Source organism: Arthrobacter sp. IK3 (genome assembly GCF_051337705.1).
GTDB lineage: Bacteria > Actinomycetota > Actinomycetes > Actinomycetales > Micrococcaceae > Arthrobacter_B > Arthrobacter_B koreensis.
Genome location: NZ_JBPPSW010000002.1, coordinates 267,945 through 291,474 on the forward strand (window position 1 = coordinate 267,945; position 23,530 = coordinate 291,474).

A 23,530-nucleotide genomic window follows, 5' to 3' on the forward strand; every position below is an offset into this window, starting at 1 on the left:
GTGGATCAGGAAGCGCGGGCGAGCTGCCGGATGGGAATCCAGCGTCCGGCCAGCCGCCGGTACGCTGCGGCAGCACCCGTCATATCGCCGTCGGCCAGTGACTCGATGCCCAGCCGCACGTCGGATGGGGAATCGTCCGGGTAGACGAGGTCCGCCACGGGGCCGTAGTCCAGCTCCAGGACCGCGGAGGGGGAGAAGACCTCCATCCACGCCACGAGGTCTGTGAGTTCGTCCAGCAGGTCCAGTTCCGGCGCAGCCAGGGCCAGGGCAGCCGCGGCGTGCCGGGCGCGCTCAATGCACTGCTGCACGGGAGCGGACAGCCGGACGGTGAGAACCCGGCCGTCCTCCTCGATGACCTCGGTCTGGTCATCCTCATGCATCAGCACGAACCAGCCGAACGGCACGCCCCACGTGGCCGAGCGGGTGTGCAGCTTGGCCAGCGAATCCGCGAACGAGTCCGGGTCGATGCGGGCGGCATGCGCCTCCCGGGCAACCTCCGGCAGCAGCACGTCCACCAGCGGCCCCTGGACCGTTTCGCCCAAAGACTCTGCCGCCAGGGATGTCCGGACGGCAAGCTGGTTGGGGCAGTACAGCCGTGTGGTGATGCCGTCCGGACCCGGGTGGTGAAGCACGCGGACCAGGTCCGTCGAATTGTGCGGGAACGGGTCGGAGACGGCACGCACCAGCCGGCGGACAGCGTCGCTGCGCTCCAGCACTTCCGTCTCGTGGCGGGCACGGGAACGCTGGCTCAGGATGCGCATCTGCTGGGAGTCGTCGAAGGCGTCCAGCGGTTCATAGGCGCGAAGGTAGGACACGTACGGGAAGGTACGCCACACGGTCGCTTCCGGTGTCCCGGCCATTCCTAGTCCAGTTCCACGATCACGGGCGCATGGTCTGACGCGCCCTTGCCCTTGCGTTCCTCCCGGTCAATGCTGGCGCCGGTGACCCGGGCTGCCAGGGCGGGGGAGCCCAGCGCGAAGTCGATCCGCATTCCCTGCTTCTTCGGGAAGCGCAGCTGCGTGTAATCCCAGTAAGTGTAGACACCGGGTCCCTCAGTGTACTGGCGGGTCAGGTCCTGGAAACCGGAGTCCAGGAACGCCTGGAAGGCGGCACGCTCAGGCTCGGTGATGTGGGTGGCGTTCTGGGCGCGGAACCAGTCGATGTCCCACACGTCCTCGTCCCGCGGGGCAATGTTCCAGTCCCCCATCAGCGCCAGGTTCAGCTTCGGATCAGCCTCAACCCAGGACGCGGCCTGGTCACGCAGGACCTTCAGCCACTCAAGCTTGTACGGCATGTGGGGATCATCTACGGCACGGCCGTTGGGAACGTAGAGGCTCCAGATCCGCACACCGCCGCAGGTAGCACCGATGGCGCGGGCCTCGGCGGCAGTGGTTTCCTCGGTCTTGCCGAAGTGCGGCTGGCCCGGGAAGGTGCGCTCAACGTCGTCGAGCCCCACACGGGACGCGATGGCGACGCCGTTCCACTGGCTCAGACCGAAGTGCGCCACCTCGTAGCCGTTGCTCTCGAACATGTCCCAGGGGAAGTTGTCATCCTTGGCCTTGGTCTCCTGGATCGCCAGGACGTCGACGTCGGAGCGCTGCAGCCAGGCCTCAACGCGGTCGGCTCGGGCACGGATGGAGTTCACATTCCAGGTAGCAATCTTCACCCTTGCTACGTTACCCAATCCGCGCACGCGGGGCCTACGATCCCGGTGCCGGTGTTCGCGGAGGTTCTGTGCGCAGCGGTGTGCCGGGGCCGGCTGGTGCCGCCGGGGCCGCCGGGTGGGTGCAGGCGGGCGCAGGCGGGGCCGGGGCTGGGGCCGCCGGGGCCGCCGGGCGGGCCGGAACGGCGGCAACGAAACTCCTGCGTTCGCAGAGCTCACTGTGGAGTATTAAAGCCGCCTAACCCGGCCCGCCCGGCTGGTTCTGTGCGTTAGCGGGCTCCGGTGGCGGGCTCCGACGAACTTCGCCGGCTGGTCCTGTGCGTTAGTGGGCTCCGGTGATGCTCTCCGATGACCCTAGCCGGCTGGTCCTGTGCGTTAGCGGGCTCCGGTGGCGGGCTCCGACGCACTTCGCCGGCTGGTTGCGCGCGGGTGGGCCCGGTGGTGCTCTCCTGCGAACCTCACTGGCTTTGTGCGCGCGGGTGGGCCCGGCGCGCTTCGGTCGCCCCCGCTGGGTGGCGGTGTGGGTGAACTGGGAATCGAATCGCTCCCGTTTGGGGGAATTCGTGCGGTGTGGAACTTTTCGGCCGCGGCGAAGCGGAGCGATCTCCCGAACTGGCCGGAATGTCCCAAAGTGGAGCGAAAAAGGGCTCCAGGCTTGCCCCCGGGCGTGCCCCGACGGGAAGGCCGGCTCGCCGGGCAGGAAAGCCACGGCCGTATCTCCTGGCATTTATGGGGATGCATCTACCGGGATGGGGAGGGGCGGAGTTTTCGGGAGAGTTCATGGGCGTGATGCAGAAGCAGGCGGCCAAGTTCCGGGCGGCGTTCGTCAGCGAAACGGGGCGCTATGCCCGTGAGGCTCAACGCCCACGCCGGCTGCCCGGAGGGATCAAAGACTGCCGCGCCCATACCCCAGCTGCCGTTGACGATGAGCCCCGGGTTGACCGCATAACCCAGGGCGCGCGTCTCGTGGATCCTGGCCCTGATCTCGTCCGGGCCGTGACCGTCCCCATGTTCGGCAGCCAGGTCGGTGTCCCCCAGGTAGTTTTCGACCGTCTGTTCCGGCAGGAACGCCAGGATGGCCAGCCCGGCGGAGGCCACCCCGAGCGGAAACCTCTTGCCTTCGTGCAGAACAAAGGAGCGGATCGGGAACGCGCCGTCCTCACGCAGCAGGCAGACCGTCTCATTTCCGCGGCGGACCGAGAAGAAGGCGCTCTCACCCGTCGCTTCAGCGAGGGCCCGGACATGTTCCCGCGCCAGGGAGGAAATGTCGTACCGTTCGGCGGCTACGGATCCCATCAGGTACAGCTCCGGGCCAAGCAGCCAGCGGCCGGAGCGGCGGTCGTGGTCCAGGAACCCTTCGGCGGCCAGCGATGCGAGCAGGCGGTGCGCGGTGGGGCGGGGCAGGGAAGCAGCACGGGCGACGTCGCTCGTGGTTATTCCCTCCGGCATCGCTGCGCTGACAATCCGGAGCACTCCCGCGAGCCGATGTACAACCTGCGCACCCTGCACTCCCTCACCCATGCCCACATTATGAACGCAACCGAGCGTCATAGCCATCATCTGATCACTTTGACTCCGTCCGTTGACCCTTCCGGGATGGCTATTTAGCCTCGGAAACCAGACATGGCGTATGTCCACATTATGAGCTGAGGAGCGTGCACGTGGCGGGAAAGGTTCTAGGCAGTGCAGGGGAAGCGCTGGCCGGAATGGTGCGGGATGGCATGACCATCGCCGTCGGCGGCTTTGGACTGAGCGGAATCCCGGTCAACCTGATCAACGCTTTGCGCGAGAGCGGAGCCCGCGGGCTGACGATCGTCTCCAACAACATGGGCGTGGACGGCAAGGGCCTTGGCGTCCTGTTGGAGAACAGGCAGGTCTCCAAGGTGCTGGGTTCCTATGTGGGGGAGAACAAGCTGTTCGCCGAACAGTATCTGTCCGGGGACCTTGAGGTTGAGTTCGTTCCGCAGGGCACCCTGGCGGAGCGGCTGCGTGCGGGTGGCGCCGGCATTCCTGCTTTCTACACCCCTACGGGGGTAGGGACTCCAGTCGCCGAAGGTAAGCCCGAAGCGGTCTTCGACGGGCGCCGGGCCATCCTGGAACGCGGAATCGTGGCCGATATTGCCTTGGTGCGGGCACACCTGGCCGATGCCGAGGGAAACCTTCGATACCGAATGACGGCGCAGAACTTCAACCCGCTGGTCGCGGCCGCAGGGCGGACGACCATCGCGGAAGCCGAGCACGTTTCCCCGGACTTCCTGGACCCGGACCGGATTCATACGCCGGGCATTTTTGTCCAGCGCGTTGTACCCGCGGAGAACACGATAAAGCACATCGAGCAGCGGACCGTTCGGGTCCGGGTGGAGGCCTAAGACCATGTGGACACGGGATGAAATGGCGGCGCTCGCGGCTGAAGAGCTGGAGGACGGGCAGTACGTCAACCTGGGAATCGGGATTCCCACGCTGGTGGCGAACCACCTGCCGCCCGGAGTGAATGTCTTCCTGCAGAGTGAGAACGGGCTGCTGGGCATGGGACCGTTTCCCTACGAGGGCGAGGAAGACGCCGACCTCATCAACGCAGGCAAGCAGACGGTGACGGTGCTTCCCGGGGGCAGCTTCTTCGACTCGGCCACGTCCTTCGGGATGATCCGCGGCGGTCACGTGCAGACGGCGATCCTTGGTGCGCTGCAGGTTTCCGCGTCCGGCGACCTGGCGAACTGGACCATCCCGGGCAAACTGGTCAAGGGCATGGGCGGCGCCATGGACCTGGTAGCCGGCACCCCGCGGGTCATCGTGGTCACGGACCATCTCGCGAAGGACGGGAGTCCGAAGATCGTCCAGGAGTGCGACCTGCCGCTGACCGGCGTCGGCGTTGTGGACCGCATCATCACCGACCGCGCAGTGTTCGACGTCGACGATGGCACCCTGGTTCTCCGCCGCATGGCTCCGGACCAGGACATCGAGTCCCTCCAATCCACCACCGGCGCCCCTTTCACCGTGGCTTTGGATTCCATTCCGGCTGCCTGACCCGCCCGCCTTCCCACGCTCCGTGACTGATGTTCACTCCTGAGGTCCCACCTCTCGCAGGAGCAACAACGAGTGGGAATCCCCGCTGCGGCGAGTCACACCAGCGCACAGGAGCAACAACGGGTGGGAATCCCCGCTCCGGCTGGGTCCCATCTGGCACAGGAGTAACGACGCGTGGGAATCCCCGCTGCGGCGAGTCACATCAGCGCACAGGAGCAACAATGCGTGGGAATCCCCGCTCCGGGTGGGTCCCATCTGGCACAGGAGCAACGACCCGCGGGAAACCCCGCACGGACAGGGGCGGGCTAAACGGCTCGCCCGTCACCTGCCCACCCGAGCGCACGTCGCAACGGGACCGGCCCGCCCGGGTCCACCGGCCCGCCCGGGTCCACCGGCCCGCCCGGGTCCACCGGCCCGGCCGGCTCGTCCGGCCTACCCGCGCCGCTTCCGGTCGCCCGGCGGCCCCGGCCCGCCCGGCCTCCCGGGCCCGCCCGGCCCCGGCCCCCCGGGTCTACTCGCCTGCCCGGCCTCCCGGGCCCGCGAGCCGAAGAAACCTACTTCCACCACGAATCAAGAATCGAAACCGGCGTCGTCCGCTTGTGCCGCGTCATCAGGTAGCGCTTCTCGATCTTCCCGGCGGCCTCGTCGGAGACGTCGCGGCCTTCGAGGTAGTCATCAATCTGGTCGTACGTGATGCCCAGCTCGGTTTCGTCCGTCTGGCCGGGAACGCCGTCGAGCAGGTCTGCCGTAGGCGCTTTGCCAACGAGCTGGTCGGACGCGCCAAGGGCGCTGAGCAGGGAGCGGACCTGTCGCTTGTTGAGTCCGAACAGGGGCAGGATGTCCGCGCCGCCGTCGCCGTACTTGGTGAAGAAACCGGTGACGGATTCAGCTCCGTGGTCCGTGCCGATGACCAGCAGATTGTGTTCCCCGCCCACGGCGTACTGGGCGGTCATCCGCACCCGGGCCTTGATGTTGCCCTTGTTGAAGTCGCTCAGCTTCCCGGTTTCCATGGCCGCATAGGCCTTCTCGAAGCCGTCCACCGCGTCCCCAATGTTGTACGTCCAGGAGGTCTTGGGCTGGATGAACTCAAGGGCTGCCTGGGCGTCATCCTCGTCATGCTGGACCCGGTAGGGAAGCCGCATGGCGATGAAGTTCGCCTCGGTGCCCTCCGCGTTCAGCTCCTCGACGGCGAGCTGGGCCAGGCGGCCCGCCAGCGTGGAGTCCACGCCGCCGCTGATGCCTAGCACAAACCCCTTGGTCCGGGATGCGTGCAGGTAGTCCTTGAGGAAGTCCACCCGGCGCCGGATCTCCGCTTCCGGATCAATGGCAGGGTGCACTCCCATTTCGGCAATGATTTCGGCTTGAAGTTCGCGCATGGCGTTCAGCCTATACAACGCGCTGTTTGCCCGGGCAGGGGGCGGACGTTCTGTGACGGGGAGCGCCGCTGCCGCGAAGAGCCCAAAGGGCCCGCTCGGATAGGATTGGGGCATGACTTCCCCGCAGACCGCCGCGTCCCGTGCCCGCCTCCTGGAACTGATCAAGGAACTGGCCGTGGTCCGCGGAAAGGTGATTCTTTCCTCCGGCAAGGAAGCCGACTACTACATCGACCTGCGCCGCGTCACCCTGCACCACGAGGCCTCGCAGCTGGTGGGTGAGGTCATGCTGGACATGATCAACGCAGCCGGCATCGAGTTCGCCAGTGCAGGCGGCCTGACCATGGGCGCGGACCCGGTGGCAACCGCCGTCATGAACGCCTCCGCCCGCAGCGGCGGCACCGTTGACGCGTTCGTGGTGCGCAAGGCGCAGAAGTCCTACGGCATGGGCCGGCAGGTGGAGGGGCCCGACGTCGCGGGCCGCGACGTCGTTGTTCTGGAGGACACGTCCACTACCGGAGGGTCGGCGCTAACCGCCGTGGAAGGCGTACGGAACGCGGGAGGCAACGTCGTCGCCGTGGCAGTGATCGTGGACCGGGACACCGGAGCGAAGGAACGCATTGAAGCCGAAGCCGGCGTGCCGTACCTGTTCGCGTTCGGCAAGGACGAGCTCGGGCTCGACTAACGCCCACACCGGTTGCGGGAGCCCATGAGCGATGACCCAGCGAAGGTCCTCCGCTATGCGGAGAGCCTGGGCCGCTATTCCCGGCGCCGGTTCCTGGTGGGTGCCGCAGCCGGGCTGACGCTGGCCGCGGACCTCTTCGTCACGCGCCTGATCCAGGAACAGCGTGAAGAGCTTGAAATCCTCACGGTCCGTGACGACGCCGCTGCCGCCGAGTTCCCGCGCGCCATGTGGTTCCTTTTTCCCGGCTACAAGACCAGCTGGGAAGAGGCGGTCTGGATCGTGAACTCGCTGCGCCCGGCACTGGCCCGGCGCGGGCAAATGGCGGCAGTGGGGTACTCGAACAAGGGCCTGGACCTGGACACGATCGAAGCCGAGGTTTTCCGGCACATCCGTACCCGGCGCCTCAACCGGGTGTATTTCTACGGCCACAGCTTCGGCGGGATGGTGGCCGTTGAACTCGCGGCCCGGCTGCTGGCCCGCGGCGTCCAGGTGGAGCTGGTGATCCTGGATTCAAGTCCGGCGGGACGGTTCGACGTCCTGGACCAGAACATGATCCGCGGCGTGGTGCTGCTCTACGAAGCCGGCTACCGGATTCCCAGCGCGCTGCGCGGCGGTTACGAACTGGGGGAGCGGATCCTGCACAAGGACGAACGCAGCTGGAGCACGGTGGTGGACCAGACGCTGGAACAGCTTTCCCCGCTGGCCCCGTCGAGCACGCTGATCCAGTCAGAGTCCTCCTACATCTACCATTACGACGCCGCTGCCTTCGCGGGTGCCATAGGGGACGCCGAGGTGGCCTTTATTGGAAACCCCGGCGATGAGACGGTGAACTACTACACCGCCCGGGCCCGCTGGACCGAGGTCTTTCCCGGCAACATGGTCTCCAACTCGCTCATTACCGACGGCGCGCGTCCGGCACATGCCAGCCCGCAGTGGAACCCGGGGATTTACCAGCGAGTGGTGGACGAGGTGCTGGACACCTATGTCCCGCTGCCCGCCGTGGGAGGCGGCGGAGGCAAGGTGCCCTTCTAGCCCTCCCGGCTAGACGGTCCTGATCAGGTCCGCGACGGAGTCGATGATCTGGGACGGCCGGAAGGAGTAGCGGGCAATGTCCTCGCGCTGCGTGATGCCGGTGAGCACGAGGACCGTGGTCAGTCCCGCTTCGATGCCGGCGATGATGTCCGTGTCCATCCGGTCCCCGATCATGCCGGTGGTCTCCGAATGCGCGTCGATCTTGTTCATGGCGGAGCGGAACATCATCGGGTTCGGCTTGCCCACAATGTAGGGTTCCCGGTCCGTGGCGGCCGTGATCAGCGCGGCGATGGCGCCGGTGGCCGGAAGCGGGCCCTCCGGGGAAGGTCCGGTGACGTCCGGGTTGGTGGCGATGAACCGGGCCCCGTCGAGGATGAGCCGGATCGCCTTGGTGATGGTGCCAAAGGAATAGGTGCGGGTTTCCCCCAGGACCACATAGTCCGGGTTGGTGTCCGTAAGGATCAGCCCGGCCTCATGCAGCGCCGTCGTGAGCCCTGCCTCGCCGATCACGAACGCGCGCCCGGGGGTGGAGGAGCCCTTGAGCTGGTCCTTCAGGAACTCGGCCGTGGCCAGCGCGGAGGTCCACAGGTTTTCCTCCGGAACGTCCAGGCCGGAGGCATGGAGCCGGGCCGCAAGGTCCCGCGGGGTGTAGATCGAGTTGTTCGTCAGCACCAGGAAACGCTTGGAGGTGTCCACCCAGCGGTTGATCAGCTCCGCGGCGCCGGGAATCGCCTGGTTCTCATGGACCAGCACTCCGTCCATGTCCGTCAGCCAGCACTCGATGTTCTCGTTCTCGCCCACAGTTTCCTCCAGTGCGTGTTCTGCCTCGTGCCCGCAGCCATTCGGGAGTCCGGGCGCAGGCCTGGTCCTTACGGTGCGGATGCGGGATGGTCCAGTCTTTCACCTTACGCTGGAAGGGTGATAGAGAGCCCTGAAACAATCCCCGCCGCAGAGCCGGCAGACGCCGAAATGCCGCAGGTTGGCGTTGGGCCATGGGAGGGTCCGTGGCCCGAGGGCGAGCAGTGGGATCCCGAGCTGCTTGCCGCCGGAGACCGGCGCAACGTGGTGGACGAATACCGGTACTGGAAGCACGAGGCGATCGTCGCGGACCTGGACTCCAAGCGCCACGAGTTCCATGTGGCCATCGAGAACTGGCAGCATGACCTGAACATCGGCTCCGTGGTGCGCACCGCCAACGCGTTCCTGGCCAAGGAAGTGCACATCATTGGACGACGCCGCTGGAACCGGCGCGGGGCAATGGTCACCGACCGCTACCAGCACGTGCGCCACCACCCCAGCGTGGAAGAGTTCACCGAGTGGGCGCGTTCCGAAGGGCTGGCGATCATCGGCATCGACAACTTCCCCGACTCGGTGCCGCTGGAAACCTATGACCTGCCGCGCAACTGCGTCCTTGTCTTCGGCCAGGAAGGCCCCGGCCTCACGCCCGAGGTGCACCAGGCTGCCGAAGCCACGCTTTCAATCGCCCAGTTCGGCTCCACCCGGTCCATGAACGCCTCGGCCGCTGCGGCCATTGCCATGCACGGCTGGGTCCGCCGGCACGTCTTCGGGCAGGAAGTAAGCTGACGCGCCGCGCCGGAGTGCCAGGTGTGAACCCTCGAATCCGCGTTATCTGATGCGCAGAGGACTCTTGTGGCTAGGATGGGAGGAGCCAAAGAGGGCCCGGCCCTGCCGCACTTTCGAACCTTCGCTAAGGAGTCAGCATGCCTATTGCAACCCCCGAGATCTACGCAGAGATGATCGACCGGGCCAAGGCGGGGGGATTCGCATACCCGGCTGTCAACGTCACGTCCTCCCAGACCCTCAACGCAGCGCTCGCAGGCTTCGCCGAGGCCGGCTCGGACGGTATTGTCCAGGTGTCCACCGGCGGTGCCGCGTACTGGTCCGGCTCCTCGGTCAAGAATATGGTCACCGGATCGCTGGCCTTCGCCGCCTACGCCCGCGAAGTGGCCAAGAGCTATGACGTGAACATCGCCCTGCACACGGACCACTGCCCCAAGGACAAGCTGGACGACTTCGTCCTGCCGCTGCTGGCCGCCTCCGAGGAGCGCGTGAAGCGCGGCGAGGACCCCCTTTTCAACTCCCACATGTGGGACGGCTCCGCGGAGACCCTCGAAGAGAACCTGAAGATCGCCCAGGACCTGCTGGCCCGCACCGCCGCAGCGAAGATGATCCTGGAAGTTGAGATCGGGACCGTCGGCGGCGAGGAAGACGGCGTCGAGAACGAGATCAACGAGAAGCTCTACACCACCGTCGCCGACGGCATGGCAACGATTGAGGCGCTTGGCGACGGCAGCAAGGGCCGTTACCTCACTGCCCTGACCTTCGGTAACGTCCACGGCGTCTACAAGCCCGGCGGCGTGAAGCTGCGCCCGGAGATCCTCGACGAGATCCAGGCCGCCGTTGGCGGTTCGATTGGCAAGGAACGCCCGTTCGACCTGGTCTTCCACGGCGGTTCGGGGTCCTCCGCCCAGGAGATCGCAGACGCCGTGTCCTACGGCGTGGTGAAGATGAACATCGACACCGACACCCAGTACGCCTACACCCGCCCGGTAGCGGACCACATGTTCCGCTACTACGACGGCGTGCTGAAGGTGGACGGCGAGGTCGGCAACAAGAAGCAGTACGATCCGCGCGTCTGGGGTGCCTCCGCCGAAAAGGGCATGTCCGCCCGCGTGGTCGAAGCAGCACAGTCCCTCGGATCGGCAGGAAAGCACCTCTAATGTCAGACGAATTCCGCAAGAACCTGCTCGGACCCGAGCCCACGTACCTGCCCGAGGAGACCGACGTCGTCGCGCGCCTTGAGGCCGGTGACGAGGCCGTGGACCTCGCTGCCAGGTTCCCCACCTCCTCGCAGGTCTGGGCAACGCTGGCCGACGAGGCCTTCGCTGACGGACGTCCCGTGGAGTCCTACGCCTACGCCCGGGTGGGCTACCACCGCGGCCTGGACGCGCTGCGGCGCGCAGGCTGGCGCGGCACCGGCCCCATTCCGTGGGAGCACGAGCCCAACCGGGGCTTCCTCCGCGCACTGTACGCCCTGGGACGTGCGGCTGCGGCGATCGGCGAGAGCGAGGAAGTGGACCGGATCGATAAGTTCCTGGACGCTTCAGACCCCACCGCCAAAGCAGCGATCGAGGCTTAGGGCAACCAGTACCTGCGTAAAGGCGCCTTCCGGTTGGGAGGCGCCTTTACCGTGTCCGGCTACAGGGGCTACCAGCCCCAGGTGCCCGGAGCGCCCTTGAAAGGCCCGGTCACCCGGCTGGTAATCCAGCCGCCGTAGAAGTCCCCTTCCTGCGGCTGGACTTCTTCCCCGTCCACTGTCACGGAGTTCATCAGCCCCGGGTACAAGGCAGCGGTGTGGGCCAGCGCCTCGTAGCCGGGAAACGGATGCGCGTAGGTCCAGGCGGCGCGCACGGCCCGCTGGCCGCCGGAGACGACGTCGAAATAGGAGGCAGCGCCCTTGAACTCACAGTGCGTCACTCCGCTGACCGGCTGCAGCACCCCGGGGGCGAAGACCTCCAGGGGCAGGTAGTAGACCGGCGGATGGCTGGTCTCGAGGACGCGCAGCGCTTCCCTGGTGTCTGCGATCAGGTTTCCGCCCAGCCAGACCTTGACGTGTTCATCGCTCGGTTCGACTCGGGGCGGACGGGGATAGGACCAGACGGACTCGGCATGCGGGTGAAAGCGGTTTTCCATGCGTGGATTCCTTCTTTCTGCGCCGGCCTGGCGGTGATGGTGGTGGTCACCGCCAGGATCTGCGGCCGTGCCGGCACGGAGGAGAACCCGAACCGGACAGGCGGGCTGACCGGCCGCAGGGCGCCCATGTCCTCACCGTTCCAGGAACATTGCGCCGACGCGAGGCGGCGGATGGAGCGTACTCCGTAGAACTCCAGCCGGTCCCCGGTAGTTCCCGCGGTCCGCACCCCGCGGACAATCAGGCTGGCGAGCGGGTTGATGGCCTGCAGCCACAGCGGGTGGACGGCGAGCGGCGCCGGTACGGCTTCAAGGACCCGTCCCAGCGGGGTCACCGGGCCCAGCCGGGCGCTGAGCTGCAGCGGACCGCCGTCGACCCGCAGCCTGTCCTCGGCCAGGAACGCGCTCACTGGAACCACATCGATCGCGTCAAAGGTGTAGGTGGATGAGACGTAGCGGGCAACCGCTTCGCTGGGCGCCAGCAGCAACCGGGAACCGAACCGGTTCTCCACCATGACGTCGGTGAACGGACCGAACGGTGAGTCCGGCCAGTGCCCAACAACCAGGCGGGTTCCCGAGGCGGTACCCAGCCCGGCGATATAGCCGCGGAAGCGCTCCATGGCTAAACCGTACGCCTCCGTGCCCGCCTTCCAAACCGGCAAAGCCGCAGATCGGCTAAACTTGACAGGTAAGAGCCCCGCATCCCGGATCACGGACCGCTGTGTCCCCAGTCTCAGGGTGCAGGGGCGTTCTCATGCACGGTAGCGGTTCAGCGCCTGGCGCGGCTCCCTAGCGTAACTAATGGGGGAGGATCCCATGCCCGCAATTGTCATCGTCGGCGCCCAGTGGGGCGACGAAGGTAAAGGTAAGGCCACCGACCTGCTTGGCGGCCGCGTCGACTACGTCGTCAAGCCCAACGGCGGAAACAACGCCGGCCACACCGTCGTCGTCGGTGGTGAAAAGTACGAACTGAAGCTGCTTCCCGCGGGCATCCTGAGCCCCAACGCCATTCCCGTGATCGGCAACGGCTGCGTGGTGAACCTGGAGGCCCTGTTCGCCGAAATCGACGGGCTGGAAGCACGCGGAGCGGACACCTCCAAGCTGCGGATCTCCGCCAACGCCCACCTGGTGGCGCCGTTCCACCAGGTCATGGACAAGGTCACCGAGCGGTTCCTGGGCAAGCGTGCCATCGGCACCACCGGCCGCGGCATTGGTCCGGCCTACATGGACAAGGTTGCCCGGCTCGGCATCCGCGTCCAGGACATCTTCGATGAGTCGATCCTGCGCCAGAAGGTGGAAGGCTCGCTTCGGCAGAAGAACCAGCTGCTGCTGAAGGTCTACAACCGCCGCGACGTGGATGTGGAAGAGATGGTGCAGTACTTCCTCTCCTACGCTGACCGCCTGCGTCCCATGGTCATCGACTCCACGTATGAACTGAACCGTGCGCTGGACGAGGACAAGGTCATCCTGATGGAAGGCGGCCAGGCCACGTTCCTTGACGTTGACCACGGCACCTACCCGTTCGTCACGTCCTCCAACCCGACCGCCGGCGGCGCGTCCGTTGGCTCCGGCATTGGCCCCACCCGCATCAACCGCGCGGTGGGCATCATCAAGGCCTACACCACCCGTGTTGGTGCCGGTCCGTTCCCCACCGAACTCTTCGATGACATGGGCCTGTACCTGCAGAAGACCGGCGGCGAGTTCGGCGTGAACACCGGCCGCCCGCGCCGCTGCGGCTGGTACGACGCCGTGCTGGCGCGCCACGCTTCCCGCGTCAACGGCTTCACGGACTACTTCGTGACCAAGCTGGACGTGCTCACCGGCATCGAGAAGATCCCGGTCTGCGTGGCCTACGACGTCGACGGCGTGCGTTTCGATGAGATGCCGATGACGCAGACCGACTTCCACCACGCCAAGCCGATCTTCGAGTACTTCGACGGCTGGACCGAGGACATCACCGGCGCGAAGACCCTCGAGGACCTGCCGGAGAACGCCCGCAACTACGTGCTAGCCCTGGAGAAGATGTCCGGTACCCGCTTCTCCGCGATCGGCGTCGGCCCGGACCGGGACCAGACGATCGTGATCCGCGACCTGATCAGCGAGTAATCCGTCCGGAAAAGCCCCGCAGCTTCAAGGCTGCGGGGCTTTTTTGGGTCTTAGTCCCGGGCCGCGAGGACGCAGAACTCATTGCCCTCGGGGTCTGCGAGCACCACCCACGGAACATCCGGCCCCTGCCCAACATCGGCGCGCACCGCGCCGAGCGCCAGCAGCCGCTCCACCTCCTCTTCCTGGCTGCAGCCGTACGGAACCAGGTCCATGTGCAGCCGCAGTTTGGCCGTCTTGCTCTCCGGGACAGGGATGATGTCCAGGGGTGGTCCCTGGACTCCGTCGCCGGGTGCCAGGGAAATGCCGCCGTCGAATTCTTCGGCGAACCGGTACCCCAGGGCCTGGGTCCAGAACCTGGCCTGCGCGTCGACGTCGAGGGCATCGAGGGCAAGGGAAGAGAATCTGCTGCTCACGGTAAGGCTCCTTTGGCTCAGGTGAGATCGGAAGAAACCTAGCAGCCGGGTGCCTCTCGGGAATAGGGGGTGAAGGAGGTGCTGGTGCGGACGGTTACCAGCGGTTGCGTGCTTCCTCGATCCAGCCGTGCACGCCGTCCAGGCTGTGGCGCGTACCGTCCGGAGTAGCAGCCCAGCCGGACCACGCGCCGAACGCCTGCCAGGTCTTTGCGGCCACCAGAACGGCATTGGTCGCAGCCAGCCGCCGGTGGAACGGAGTCAGCGTGGCCTCGATCCAGTCCCCGCGGACATGCCACGCTGCCTGTGGATCCGTGAGGTCGTAGCTAAACTCCAGCTCGCCGTCGTAATGGTGCAGCACGCCGTCCACGATCAGCGCGTTTTCGGTGGCCGGCGTTCCCTCTGTCCACAGCCCGCCCAGCTGCAAACCCAGCCGGGTGCCGTTGGCCGTTCCGTATCCGGCAGCCCAGTTCCAGCGCCTGGAATACGGCCAGCGTCCCCGTCCGCGGTCCAGGACAGCGAAGGCGTCCTCGCCCACCGCATATGCGCGCCCGTCCACCGTGATGGTTCCGCTGACCCGGCGGGCCACGTCCTTGAGGGTGTACTGATACCGCGTGTCCGACCACGGAACCACCACCCCCAGCACATCGCCTTCCGCCGGGGCATAAAGCTCGACGCCGACGCGCGGCGACTCGGCGCGCAGGTGCGTGCCGCCGGCGTCGTCATGGAAGCGCAGGTGCAGTCCGCCCATGGTGCCCACAGCGGTGAGGGGCGGCAGGGTGCCGGGCAGGAGCGCGGTGGAGCCCGCGGGAAGCGAGAGCGGATCCAGGCTGATTTCCTGGCCGGTGGCGCGTTCGAACACGTAGAGCTGGAGGGTGGCGGCGTAATCCAGGTGAGCAATGGTCATGCCGAGCACCAGGTCCGGAGTCAGCACGCCCCAGTACTCCCAGCGCTTGGTGCGCCAGCCGTGGGGAAGCCCCTGGGGGAGGTGCGCCGAAGCGTGCAGCGGTGAGCGGGTGAAGCCTACCGCTTCGGGGTTCAGCTTTCCGTATTTCAGGGACAGCTGGACGGGTTCCTGAATTTCCTCCATGGCGCCCCAGTCTAGGCGGCGCGGGCGAAATCATCCTGTACCGGGCCGGCGGGCGGTTTGGCGCTGCGGCGGTGGTGGGCGGACTTGCAGGTGGCGTTCTTCCGGATCGGTGATTTGCCGGAGCGCGGGACGGGCCGTTGGTGGGTTCCCGGGCTGCTGCCCGGTGCCGGAAGGGGACTGTGCGGAGCTGCTGCGGCGGCAGCCCGTGCCGGAGCGGTTGCCCGCAGCACCTCGGGAGTTCCGGTTGCTCCTGCCGGGAAGAGCGCCTGGAGGACCTCTTCCCGGGCGGCATCCGCGGCCGCCAGGAAGTCCCGTGCTGTCGATGTGCCGGGGCCGGTGGCCGCGCGGCGGCGCAGGCGGACGCCTAGGCCGCGCCAGGCCAGCCAGCCCAGGACGGCCAGTGCCCCGCCGGTGCCGTACAGCAGCACCGCCGCCAGTACCAGGGAGGTTGTTCCGCCGGAGAAAACGCCGATGCCCAGCAGGGCGGCGGCCACCCACAGGCCGCAGAGCCAGCCTGCCGCATCCAGCGGAGGCGACGGCGGTGAGCCGGCTATCCGGCTGGGAAGTGTGCGGAGTTTCTCGAGGTGTTCGGTGCGGGTGGCTGTTCCAAGCCGGAACAACGCGGGGTGGGACACTGCTTCCTTTCCTTCCAGACCAGGTTCGAATGAAAGACGGCGGAACGGGTTTTTCCGCTGCAACAGCTCGGGTTAGCACTCTCGCGTTGCAAGTGCTAATCTACTGCCGAAAGTTGAGTGAAGCCAACTCAACTTTGATTCGAAATGGCAGATCAGCCCGCTGCGTACAGCGGAGTGAAGGAGTTGATTTGTGATGGCAACACGTTTTGATCCGTTCCGTGAATTCGACCGTCTTGCCCAGGCCGTCCGCAGTGAATCCCTGCGCGGCATGCCCATGGACCTGTACCGGGAGGATGACCGGTATGTCCTGAGCGTTGACCTTCCCGGCATTGATCCGGGGTCCGTGGACATCGACGTCGACGGGCAGCTGCTGACCATCCGTGCCGAGCGCACCCTGCGCGGAAAGGACGGCGTCCAGTGGCTCACCCGCGAACGCGAAGGCGGGTCCTTCCTGCGCCAGCTCAGCCTGGGCCAGGGGATCGATACCGAGGGCATCAGCGCACATTATGACAATGGCGTGCTGAACGTGATTATCCCGGTCAGTGAAAAGGCCAAGCCTCGCCGCATCGAAGTGCAGTCCGGCTCCGGCGTGTCCCTCGGCGCCGTGGAAGAAAAGCACGACGCCGAGGCGGTCAGCGCCTAGTACAACCGTGCCCGTGCAGGGGCGGCAGGCGGACTTTCCGCCTGCCGCCCCTCGTCCTTGTCCGGGGACCCTGACACCCGGGACGGGTCCGCGTAGCGTGGGCGTATGACTACCCAGGCACGTGCCGCGATCCTGCGCGGCATCAACGAACCTTTTGAAATCACCGATGTTGTCCTGGACGACCCGCGGCCCGACGAGGTCCTGGTCCGGGTGCAGGCAGCCGGAGTATGCGGCACGGACCTTGGGGTCCAGGCCGGGCACATTCCCTTCCCGCTGCCCGGAGTGCTGGGGCACGAGGGCGCCGGAACCGTGGAAGCCGTCGGCTCTGCCGTGACGTCCGTGGTGCCCGGAGACCACGTGCTGCTCAGCTTCACCAGCTGCGGTGAATGCCGGAACTGCCGCAGCGGACACCCCGCCTACTGCACCTACTTCCTGGAGCTCAACCTGGTGGGCGGGCAGCGGCTGGACGGCAGCGCCACGATCAGCAAGGACGGTAAGGGAGTGCACGGCCACTTCTTCGCCCAGTCCTCCTTCTCCAACCTGGTGCTGGCCGACGAACGCGGAGTCACCAAGGTGGACCCGGAAGCGGACCTGGCCCTGCTGGCGCCGCTGGGCTGCGGCGTGCAGACCGGTGCCGGAGCGGTCATGAATGTCCTGCGTCCCGAACCGGGATCCACCCTTGCCGTGTTCGGTGCCGGTCCCGTGGGCCTCTCGGCGGTCATGGCCGCCGCGCTCGGCGGGTCAACGCGCATCGTGGTCATGGACCTGGTGGACTCCCGCCTGGAACTGGCCCGCGAACTGGGAGCCACCGACGTCGTCAATTCCGGCAGCACCGACGCGCTGCAGGCCCTGTTTGAACTGACCGGCGGCGCGGGGGTCACGCATGCGCTTGAAACCACGGGCAGCACCAAGGTGGCAGCCACCGCGGCGGACGCGCTGGCGCCGCTGGGCAAGCTGGGCCTGATCGGTGCCCCCGCTCCGGGGTCCACGGTGCAGCTGGACGTGAACTTCATGCTTAACGGCAGGCAGGTCTTGGGGATCACGGAAGGGGACTCGACTCCGCAGCTGTTCCTTCCCGCCTTGGTGGACCTGATCCAGCAGGGCAGGTTCCCGCTGGAAAAAATGATCACCCGCTATGCGTTCGGGGACATCAATTCGGCCGCCGCGGACGCGAAGTCCGGGCAGGTCCTGAAACCCGTGCTGCACTTCGAGGACCTGCACTAGGCTGGGGATACATCCGGTCCCGAAGGCAAGGCGGTTCCCCATGTTGGTCAGCGTAGGTCAGTTCAGTCCAGGCGGAGACGTCCACGCCAACCTGGCAGTGATGCGCTCACTGGCGGAGAAAGCCCGGGCCGAAGGATCCGAACTGATCGTGTTCCCGGAAGAGTCGATGTTCAGCATTGGCAAGGTGGACGGGCCGCTGGCGGCAGCCGTGGACGCCGGATGGAGCACCTTCGTGCAGCGGTTGTCCCTTGTTGCTGCGGAACTAGGCATCGCCGTCGTCGCCGGCGGGTACGAATCCTCCGGGGAGGACCGTCCCTACAACACGCTGGTGGCCATCGAGGCGGACGGCCGCATCGCGGCCACCTACCGCAAGCTGCACCTCTACGATGCGTTCAGCTATTCCGAGTCCACCCGCATCAAGCCCGGAGACCGGGGCATCCAGGTGGTTGAACTCGGCGGACTCCGGGTGGGCCTGATGACCTGCTATGACCTGCGTTTTCCGGAGCTGGCCCGGGCGCTGGCGGTGCAGGGCGCGGACCTGATTGCCGTTCCGGCCGCCTGGTTCAAGGGCGAGCATAAGATCGACCACTGGGAAACGCTGCTGAAGGCGCGGGCCATCGAGAACACGGTGTGGGTGGCTGCGGCCGGCACGGCGAGCGGGCACACCATCGGCCACTCGGCCATCCTCGATCCGATGGGAGTGCCGCAGGTGTTCCTCGATGAGGAAACCGAAGCCGTGGCAACGGCCGATGTGGTGCGGACCCGGATCGAGGAAGTCCGTGAGTATCTTCCGGTGCTGGCCAACCGGCGGTTCTCGGTGGCCGAGGAGATCGCGCCCTAGCTCCGGTCTGTTCCCGCGCTGGCTGCTGGTTCGGGCAGGTCGATGGGCTTGTGGCCCTGGTCCTTTACCAGGAACCGGTAGGCGGCCAGCATCAGGAGCAGCCACACCACGCCAACCGCCAGTGCGGTGCGCCCCGGACCGGTGAAGGCCAGGATCACGGTTACCAGCGCCATAAAACCCAGGACGACGTAGTTCAGCGCCGGCCAGCCGGGGAACGCGAAACCGGCCGACGGCGTACCGTCGCGCCGCATCTGCCGCCGCATCCGGTGGTGGCTGAGCAGGATCGAGGACCAGGTGAAGATCGTGGCGAAGGTGGCGGTGGACGCCACCACCAGGAACAGCTGCTCCGGAATCCACAGGAAGAGTCCCAGGCCCGCGATCAGGCTCGCCATGATGATGGCTACGGGCCATACCGGCACTCCGTAGCGGGAGACATTGGTGAAGCCCCTCGGCGCGTGTCCCTGCTCGGCCAGGCCGTACATGGTCCGCGAGGCTGCGTAGAAGATCGAGTTCATGGCGGACAGGGCAGCGGTAAGTACCACGGCGTTGATCAGGTGCTCGGCGAACGGGATGCCGATCCCGGCGAAGACCTGCACGAAGGGGCTGCCTTCGGACCCGATCCGGTCCCACGGGAACAGGCACAGCATGACGCCGAGGGACAGGACGTAGAAGAGCAGGATCCGCACCGGCACGGTGTTCACGGCCTTGGGGATGGCCCGCTGCGGGTCCCCGGTCTCACCGGCAGTCACTCCGAGGGTCTCGATGCCGCCAAAGGAGAACACCACGATTCCAAGGCTCATGACAATGCCCCACACGCCAAAGGGTGCGAACCCGCCGTGGTCCACGAGATGGTTGACGCCGGGCTCATAGCCTCCGGTACTGACACCGAAGACAATCAGGTACAGCCCGCCGGCGATCATGGCGATGATGGTGGAGACCTTGACCAGGGTGAACCAGAACTCCATTTCGCCGAAGACGCTGACCCGCATCAGGTTCAGCCCGCCGATCAGGAGCATCGCTGCGATCATCCACACCCAGCCGGGTGTGTCCGGGAACCAGAGGCCCATGTACATGCTCACCGCGGTCATGTCCGCGATGGCCACGATCATCATTTCGAAGGCGAAGGTCCAGCCGGTGAGGAAACCCATGCGGGGACCGAGATAGCGTCCGGCGTACTGGGAGAAGGAACCTGCCACCGGGTGGCGTACCGCCATCTCTCCCAGCGCCCGCATCACCAGGAACACGGCGCACCCGGCGATGATGTAGGCGATCAGGACGGCGGGGCCGGCAGCCTGGATGGTTTCGGACGATCCATAGAACAGTCCCGTTCCGATGGCGGATCCAAGGGCGATGAAGCGGATGTGCCGCAGCGACAGGCCGCGCTTTAGCTCTGTGTGGTGAGGCGTGGTGCTGGGCATGATCTTCCTGGCCGGGCCGGAGGCCCCGGTATTGCTGGATTGGAGCGGGCAGGTGGGTGTCTCGGTCCCGCCCGGAACAGGTCCGCCGATAAAGGACGGACCGCCGTCAAGTCTTCCACATTCTCCTCCGAAGGAACTGGGAGCGGGGGCCCGGGAAAAACTTTCCGGATAGCCGCGTAACCTTTTCGGCTGCCCGGGCGATTACGTAGGTGTAGTGGCCGCGCCGGAACTCATCCCCCCAACGAGCATCGGCGCGGCCACCTCCTGAGCAGGTTCAGCCTGGGCGGGGTACGATTTGGTTCGCCCCAACGTCCCGGATTGAAGGACCCCGCCTTGGCTGACCCGCTGACAGAGCCCATGGTCTCTGCGGCGCGGAAAAACGACCCGGCAGCGCTGCGGGCGGTTTACGAGTCGCTGGCCCCCGCCGTCGTCGGTTATTTCAGGTCCAAGGGCTGCGAGGATCCGGAAGCGCTGACACAGGACGTTTTCCTGACCGTTTTTTCAAGGATCTCCACGGTCAGGGGAGGTGCCGCAGGGCTGCGCACCTTCGTTTTCTCGGTAGCCCATGCCCGGATGGTTGATGATCACCGCCGGCGTGAGCGCCAGCCTTCTCCTGCACCGTATGATCCACAGCTCGACACCAGGTCCTCCGACTCGGCAGAAGACACCGTTCTTCACTCCGGGCTGGTGGCAGCACAGATGCTGGACGGCCTTACCCCCGGCCAGCGCGAAGTCCTGCTGCTGCGTATCGTGGCAGACCTGTCCCTGGAGGAATCCGCGGAAATCATGGGGAAGACGGTCAACACCGTCAAACAGCTTCAGAGACGGGCGCTCCTGGCGCTCCGGGAACAGATCGCAGGGAAGGAGGCCACGGAAGATGGACAGCATGTCCAGCAACCCCAGTGACGCAGAAGCCATCCGGCGCCTCCTGGCGGAATCGGGCGTAGCGGACACCCACCAGCTGGGCGACGCACTCCTGGACCTGCGGCTGGAAGCCCGCTCAGGCGCCCCGGACCCGTCCCCGGAACTGGAAGCGTTCTTCACCCCCGGGGTCACTCCTCTCCGGAAGTCCTCACGCCGGCGCGGCTATCTGCTGGGCGGCGCGATCATTGCCGCCATGGCCGCCGGAACCACCGGAGTGGCGGCCACCAACGGCGGCCTGTGGATCACAGCCGAAGACTCCCACGAGGCCCCGGCACCCGTGGAGTATGAGCAGGTTCCCCCTCCCGAACCGGTGCCGGTGCCGGCCGAGACTGACCCGGCGTCCGTCCCCCAACTTCCCGCCGAGCCGGTGGAGACTGCCCCGGCACCCGCGGAAACCCCGCTGCCCGTCGAGCCCTCCCCTGATGACCCCGGGCACGGCACCGGAAAACCGGCCGAATCCGGGAGGACCGACGACGCCGGCGGACACCGCGGAAGCCCCGGCCAGGGAAGCGAACCGGGCACTGAAGGCTTCTCCCAGGAATTCAACGGGCAGGGCGGCCCGGGACATTCTGGCGGAAACAAGGGCCAGGGGCCCGGGAACAACAACGGCTACGGCGTCGGCCGGGATAAGGGCCAGGACGGTCCGGGCCGCGGCGATGCCGGCAAGGACAACAAGAACAGCAAGGACAGCAGGGACAGCAACCGCGGCGGACCCCAGCACGGGCACGGCTCCGGACGCGGCTGAGCGCCCGCTGCGTACTCAAACGAGAGGCCAGTTACGGCCGGTTTCACGCGTGAAACGAGCCGTAACTGGCCTCTCGATGGGGTTTTGGGGGCGGGAACGGGCTACGCGGTGAGCTGGCGCTTGGAGGAAATCACTCCCGTGTTAAAGCCCGCCAGGTTCAGGCCGCCGTGGAACCGGGCGTGTTCAATCTTCACGCACCGGTCCATCACCACGTTCAGGCCGGCCGCTTCGGCGTCCCGCGCCACCTCCTCATGCCAGGAACCGAGCTGCAGCCAGAGCGTCTTGGCGCCCACGGCCTTGGCTTCCTCCAGTACCGTCGGCAGGTCATCATGCCGGCGGAACACATCCACGATGTCCGGGGTCTCCGGCAGGTCCGCCAGCGAGGCGTACACCGGCTGGCCCAGGATTTCCTTCGCCACCGGGTTCACGAAGTACACCTTGTACGGCGAGGAGGAGAGCAGGTACGTCGCTACGAAGTAGGACGCGCGGGACGGCTTGTCCGAGGCCCCGACAATCGCGATTGACTTGGCCGAACGCAGCAGTGAAAGGCGTTCCGGGGCGCTGGGCCCCACCCAGGTGCGGTTCTCAGACATTGGCTGACTCCTCGGTTTCAAGCGGGACACTGCAGGACGCAGCGTCTTCGGCAACGGGCACCGCATCTTCGGCAGCGGCTGCCGCACCTGCGCCGGCGGCCGTGAGCGCCTGGTCCAGGTCCCAGAGAATATCCTCCAGGTCCTCCAGGCCCACGGAGATGCGCACCAGGTCCTCCGGAACGCCGCCGGCCGCAAGCTGCTCCGGGGAGAGCTGCTGATGGGTGGTGGACGCCGGGTGGATGACCAGGGTCCGGGAATCACCAATGTTGGCCAGGTGGGAGGCGAGCTGCAGGGCCTCGATGAACGCCTGTCCGGCGGCACGGCCGCCCTTCACGCCGAAGCTGAACACGGAACCCGGACCCTTGGGCAGGTATTTCTTCGCCCGCTCATGGTGCGGGTGGGATTCAAGGCCCGCGTAGGACACCCAGGCCACGCGCTCGTCTGCCTGAAGCCATTCGGCCACGGCCTGGGCGTTGCGCAGGTGCTCATCCACGCGCTGGGCCAGGGTTTCAACGCCCTGCAGCAGCTGGAACGCGGACTGGGCGGAGAGCGTGGGTCCGATGTCGCGCAGCTGTTCGGACCGCAGCTTGGTCAGGAACCCGTACTCGCCGAAGTTCCCCCACCAGGAGATGTTGCCGTAGGACGGCACCGGTTCGGTCATGGCCGGGAATTTGCCGTTGCCCCAATTGAAGGTGCCGGCTTCCACAACAACGCCGCCCAGGGTGGTGCCGTGCCCGCCGATGAACTTGGTGGCGGAGTGGATCACAATGTCCGCGCCGTGCTTGAACGGCTGCACCAGGTAGGGGGTGCTCAGGGTGGCGTCGAGAATCAGCGGCACACCGGCGTCGTGCGCCACCTTGGCCAGGCCCTCAATGTCCGTGACTTCGCCGCTGGGGTTGGCCACGACCTCTGCGTACACGGCCTTGGTGTTCTCCCGGATGGCCGCGGCGTAATCCGCCGGATTCGTGCCGGGGACGAAGGTGGTCTCGATGCCGAAGCGGCGCAGCGTCACGTCCAGCTGCGTGACCGTGCCGCCGTACAGCTGGGACGCGGCCACGATGTGGTCGCCGGCGGAGCAGATCGCCGCGAAGGTGACGAATTCCGCGGACATGCCCGACGCCGTCGCCACCGCACCGATGCCTCCCTCCAGGGAAGCGATGCGCTCCTCGAACGCGGCGACCGTGGGGTTGCCGATCCGGGAGTAGATGTTGCCGTACTTCTGCAGCGAGAAGAGGTTCGCGGCGTCGGCGGTGTCCTTGAAGACGAAGGACGTCGACTGGTAGATGGGGACGGCGCGGGCACCGTGGATGGCGTCGGGCGTTCCCCCGGCGTGCAGGGCGCGGGTACGGAATCCGAACTGGCGGTCACTCATGGACTGAGTGCTCCTTCCTTGGGGGAACCGCGGGTAAGCGG

The 23,530-nt window shown here is 66.6% G+C and carries 26 protein-coding genes; 13 read left to right on the plus strand and 13 right to left on the minus strand.

Annotation, left to right across the window (positions count from 1 at the left end; genetic code table 11):
• Positions 1-5: 5 nt before the first annotated feature.
• From ACSLGO_RS03960 to ACSLGO_RS03970, 3 genes are all read right to left on the minus strand, one after another.
• Positions 6-860, minus strand: coding sequence for a hypothetical protein (locus ACSLGO_RS03960; protein WP_091600736.1), 855 nt, complete (start codon positions 858-860; stop codon positions 6-8).
• Positions 861-862: 2 nt separating this feature from the next.
• Entirely contained in the window at positions 863-1,666 is an 804-nt protein-coding gene (locus ACSLGO_RS03965; protein ID WP_152274161.1) for an exodeoxyribonuclease III, read from the minus strand.
• Positions 1,667-2,404: 738 nt separating this feature from the next.
• Complete coding sequence (locus tag ACSLGO_RS03970) at positions 2,405-3,184, minus strand: IclR family transcriptional regulator (RefSeq protein ID WP_436399979.1); 780 nt, start codon at positions 3,182-3,184, stop codon at positions 2,405-2,407.
• A 140-nt stretch (positions 3,185-3,324) separates the two neighbouring features.
• Here ACSLGO_RS03970 and ACSLGO_RS03975 point away from each other — a divergent pair, with 140 nt between their 5' ends.
• Together ACSLGO_RS03975 and ACSLGO_RS03980 are read left to right on the plus strand one after the other, a co-directional pair.
• Complete coding sequence (locus tag ACSLGO_RS03975) at positions 3,325-4,032, plus strand: CoA transferase subunit A (RefSeq protein WP_436399981.1); 708 nt, start codon at positions 3,325-3,327, stop codon at positions 4,030-4,032.
• Between the two features lie 4 nt (positions 4,033-4,036).
• The gene (locus tag ACSLGO_RS03980) at positions 4,037-4,687 is read left to right on the plus strand and encodes a CoA transferase subunit B (RefSeq protein WP_152274164.1); all 651 of its coding nucleotides are present in this window, start codon (positions 4,037-4,039) and stop codon (positions 4,685-4,687) included.
• A gap of 554 nt (positions 4,688-5,241) precedes the next feature.
• Here the strand turns inward: ACSLGO_RS03980 and nadE are convergent.
• Positions 5,242-6,063 (minus strand): ammonia-dependent NAD(+) synthetase, encoded by an 822-nt coding sequence (gene nadE / locus ACSLGO_RS03985; RefSeq protein WP_436399983.1) that lies wholly within the window; start codon positions 6,061-6,063, stop codon positions 5,242-5,244.
• Between the two features lie 112 nt (positions 6,064-6,175).
• On the opposite strand from nadE, the gene pyrE reads away from it, so the two are divergent.
• Together pyrE and ACSLGO_RS03995 are read left to right on the plus strand one after the other, a co-directional pair.
• On the plus strand, positions 6,176-6,745 hold the full coding sequence (pyrE, locus tag ACSLGO_RS03990) for an orotate phosphoribosyltransferase (protein ID WP_091600726.1): 570 nt from the start codon (positions 6,176-6,178) through the stop codon (positions 6,743-6,745).
• Positions 6,746-6,769: 24 nt separating this feature from the next.
• Complete coding sequence (locus tag ACSLGO_RS03995; protein ID WP_263127993.1) at positions 6,770-7,777, plus strand: alpha/beta fold hydrolase; 1,008 nt, start codon at positions 6,770-6,772, stop codon at positions 7,775-7,777.
• Between the two features lie 9 nt (positions 7,778-7,786).
• Here ACSLGO_RS03995 and ACSLGO_RS04000 read toward each other — a convergent pair whose 3' ends face one another.
• Entirely contained in the window at positions 7,787-8,539 is a 753-nt protein-coding gene (locus ACSLGO_RS04000; protein WP_091600734.1) for an HAD-IIA family hydrolase, read from the minus strand.
• A gap of 207 nt (positions 8,540-8,746) precedes the next feature.
• Between ACSLGO_RS04000 and ACSLGO_RS04005 the strand changes: the two genes are divergently transcribed.
• The 3 genes from ACSLGO_RS04005 to ACSLGO_RS04015 all read left to right on the plus strand — a co-directional run bounded on the left by ACSLGO_RS04005 (position 8,747) and on the right by ACSLGO_RS04015 (position 10,937).
• Positions 8,747-9,361 (plus strand): TrmH family RNA methyltransferase, encoded by a 615-nt coding sequence (locus ACSLGO_RS04005; protein WP_152274255.1) that lies wholly within the window; start codon positions 8,747-8,749, stop codon positions 9,359-9,361.
• 137 nt (positions 9,362-9,498) lie between these two features.
• Positions 9,499-10,518, plus strand: coding sequence for a class II fructose-bisphosphate aldolase (gene fbaA / locus ACSLGO_RS04010; protein WP_091600724.1), 1,020 nt, complete (start codon positions 9,499-9,501; stop codon positions 10,516-10,518).
• Entirely contained in the window at positions 10,518-10,937 is a 420-nt protein-coding gene (locus ACSLGO_RS04015) for a DUF3151 domain-containing protein (protein ID WP_091600723.1), read from the plus strand. Before fbaA ends, ACSLGO_RS04015 begins: the two co-directional genes overlap by 1 nt.
• Positions 10,938-11,005: 68 nt before the next feature.
• On the opposite strand, the gene ACSLGO_RS04020 is transcribed toward ACSLGO_RS04015, so the two are convergent.
• Complete coding sequence (locus tag ACSLGO_RS04020; RefSeq protein WP_091600722.1) at positions 11,006-11,491, minus strand: DUF427 domain-containing protein; 486 nt, start codon at positions 11,489-11,491, stop codon at positions 11,006-11,008.
• Positions 11,383-12,108, minus strand: a complete 726-nt coding sequence (locus ACSLGO_RS04025) for a hypothetical protein (protein ID WP_325786122.1) — start codon at positions 12,106-12,108, stop codon at positions 11,383-11,385. The genes ACSLGO_RS04020 and ACSLGO_RS04025 overlap by 109 nt, the downstream gene beginning before the upstream one ends.
• Before the next feature lie 196 nt (positions 12,109-12,304).
• Here ACSLGO_RS04025 and ACSLGO_RS04030 point away from each other — a divergent pair, with 196 nt between their 5' ends.
• Positions 12,305-13,594 (plus strand): adenylosuccinate synthase, encoded by a 1,290-nt coding sequence (locus ACSLGO_RS04030; protein ID WP_091600721.1) that lies wholly within the window; start codon positions 12,305-12,307, stop codon positions 13,592-13,594.
• Positions 13,595-13,644: 50 nt separating this feature from the next.
• Here ACSLGO_RS04030 and ACSLGO_RS04035 read toward each other — a convergent pair whose 3' ends face one another.
• From ACSLGO_RS04035 to ACSLGO_RS04045, 3 genes are all read right to left on the minus strand, one after another.
• Positions 13,645-14,007, minus strand: coding sequence for a VOC family protein (locus ACSLGO_RS04035; protein WP_091600720.1), 363 nt, complete (start codon positions 14,005-14,007; stop codon positions 13,645-13,647).
• Positions 14,008-14,101: 94 nt separating this feature from the next.
• A complete protein-coding gene (locus ACSLGO_RS04040) occupies positions 14,102-15,094 on the minus strand; it encodes a DUF2804 domain-containing protein (RefSeq protein WP_436399986.1) in 993 nt (330 codons plus the stop codon).
• 11 nt (positions 15,095-15,105) lie between these two features.
• Positions 15,106-15,729 carry a hypothetical protein gene (locus tag ACSLGO_RS04045; RefSeq protein WP_436399988.1) on the minus strand — a complete coding sequence of 208 codons (624 nt, stop codon included), beginning with the start codon at positions 15,727-15,729 and terminating at the stop codon, positions 15,106-15,108.
• Positions 15,730-15,922: 193 nt separating this feature from the next.
• On the opposite strand from ACSLGO_RS04045, the gene ACSLGO_RS04050 reads away from it, so the two are divergent.
• From ACSLGO_RS04050 to ACSLGO_RS04060, 3 genes are all read left to right on the plus strand, one after another.
• A complete protein-coding gene (locus tag ACSLGO_RS04050) occupies positions 15,923-16,372 on the plus strand; it encodes an Hsp20/alpha crystallin family protein (protein ID WP_091600717.1) in 450 nt (149 codons plus the stop codon).
• 105 nt (positions 16,373-16,477) lie between these two features.
• Positions 16,478-17,596, plus strand: a complete 1,119-nt coding sequence (locus tag ACSLGO_RS04055; RefSeq protein WP_433122653.1) for an NAD(P)-dependent alcohol dehydrogenase — start codon at positions 16,478-16,480, stop codon at positions 17,594-17,596.
• A 40-nt stretch (positions 17,597-17,636) separates the two neighbouring features.
• Positions 17,637-18,437, plus strand: coding sequence for a carbon-nitrogen hydrolase family protein (locus ACSLGO_RS04060; protein ID WP_387003241.1), 801 nt, complete (start codon positions 17,637-17,639; stop codon positions 18,435-18,437).
• Here ACSLGO_RS04060 and ACSLGO_RS04065 read toward each other — a convergent pair.
• Positions 18,434-19,855: an amino acid permease gene (locus ACSLGO_RS04065; protein ID WP_386886064.1), complete on the minus strand. Its 1,422-nt coding sequence runs from the start codon at positions 19,853-19,855 to the stop codon at positions 18,434-18,436. The genes ACSLGO_RS04060 and ACSLGO_RS04065 overlap by 4 nt on opposite strands.
• Before the next feature lie 333 nt (positions 19,856-20,188).
• On the opposite strand from ACSLGO_RS04065, the gene ACSLGO_RS04070 reads away from it, so the two are divergent.
• Both ACSLGO_RS04070 and ACSLGO_RS04075 read left to right on the plus strand, forming a co-directional pair.
• On the plus strand, positions 20,189-20,761 hold the full coding sequence (locus ACSLGO_RS04070) for an RNA polymerase sigma factor (protein ID WP_277664784.1): 573 nt from the start codon (positions 20,189-20,191) through the stop codon (positions 20,759-20,761).
• Complete coding sequence (locus ACSLGO_RS04075) at positions 20,742-21,524, plus strand: hypothetical protein (protein ID WP_436399989.1); 783 nt, start codon at positions 20,742-20,744, stop codon at positions 21,522-21,524. Before ACSLGO_RS04070 ends, ACSLGO_RS04075 begins: the two co-directional genes overlap by 20 nt.
• A gap of 101 nt (positions 21,525-21,625) precedes the next feature.
• On the opposite strand, the gene ACSLGO_RS04080 is transcribed toward ACSLGO_RS04075, so the two are convergent.
• Entirely contained in the window at positions 21,626-22,117 is a 492-nt protein-coding gene (locus ACSLGO_RS04080) for a CoA-binding protein (RefSeq protein WP_091600711.1), read from the minus strand.
• Positions 22,110-23,489 (minus strand): O-acetylhomoserine aminocarboxypropyltransferase/cysteine synthase family protein, encoded by a 1,380-nt coding sequence (locus ACSLGO_RS04085; RefSeq protein WP_325786114.1) that lies wholly within the window; start codon positions 23,487-23,489, stop codon positions 22,110-22,112. Before ACSLGO_RS04085 ends, ACSLGO_RS04080 begins: the two co-directional genes overlap by 8 nt.
• Positions 23,490-23,530: the final 41 nt, after the last annotated feature.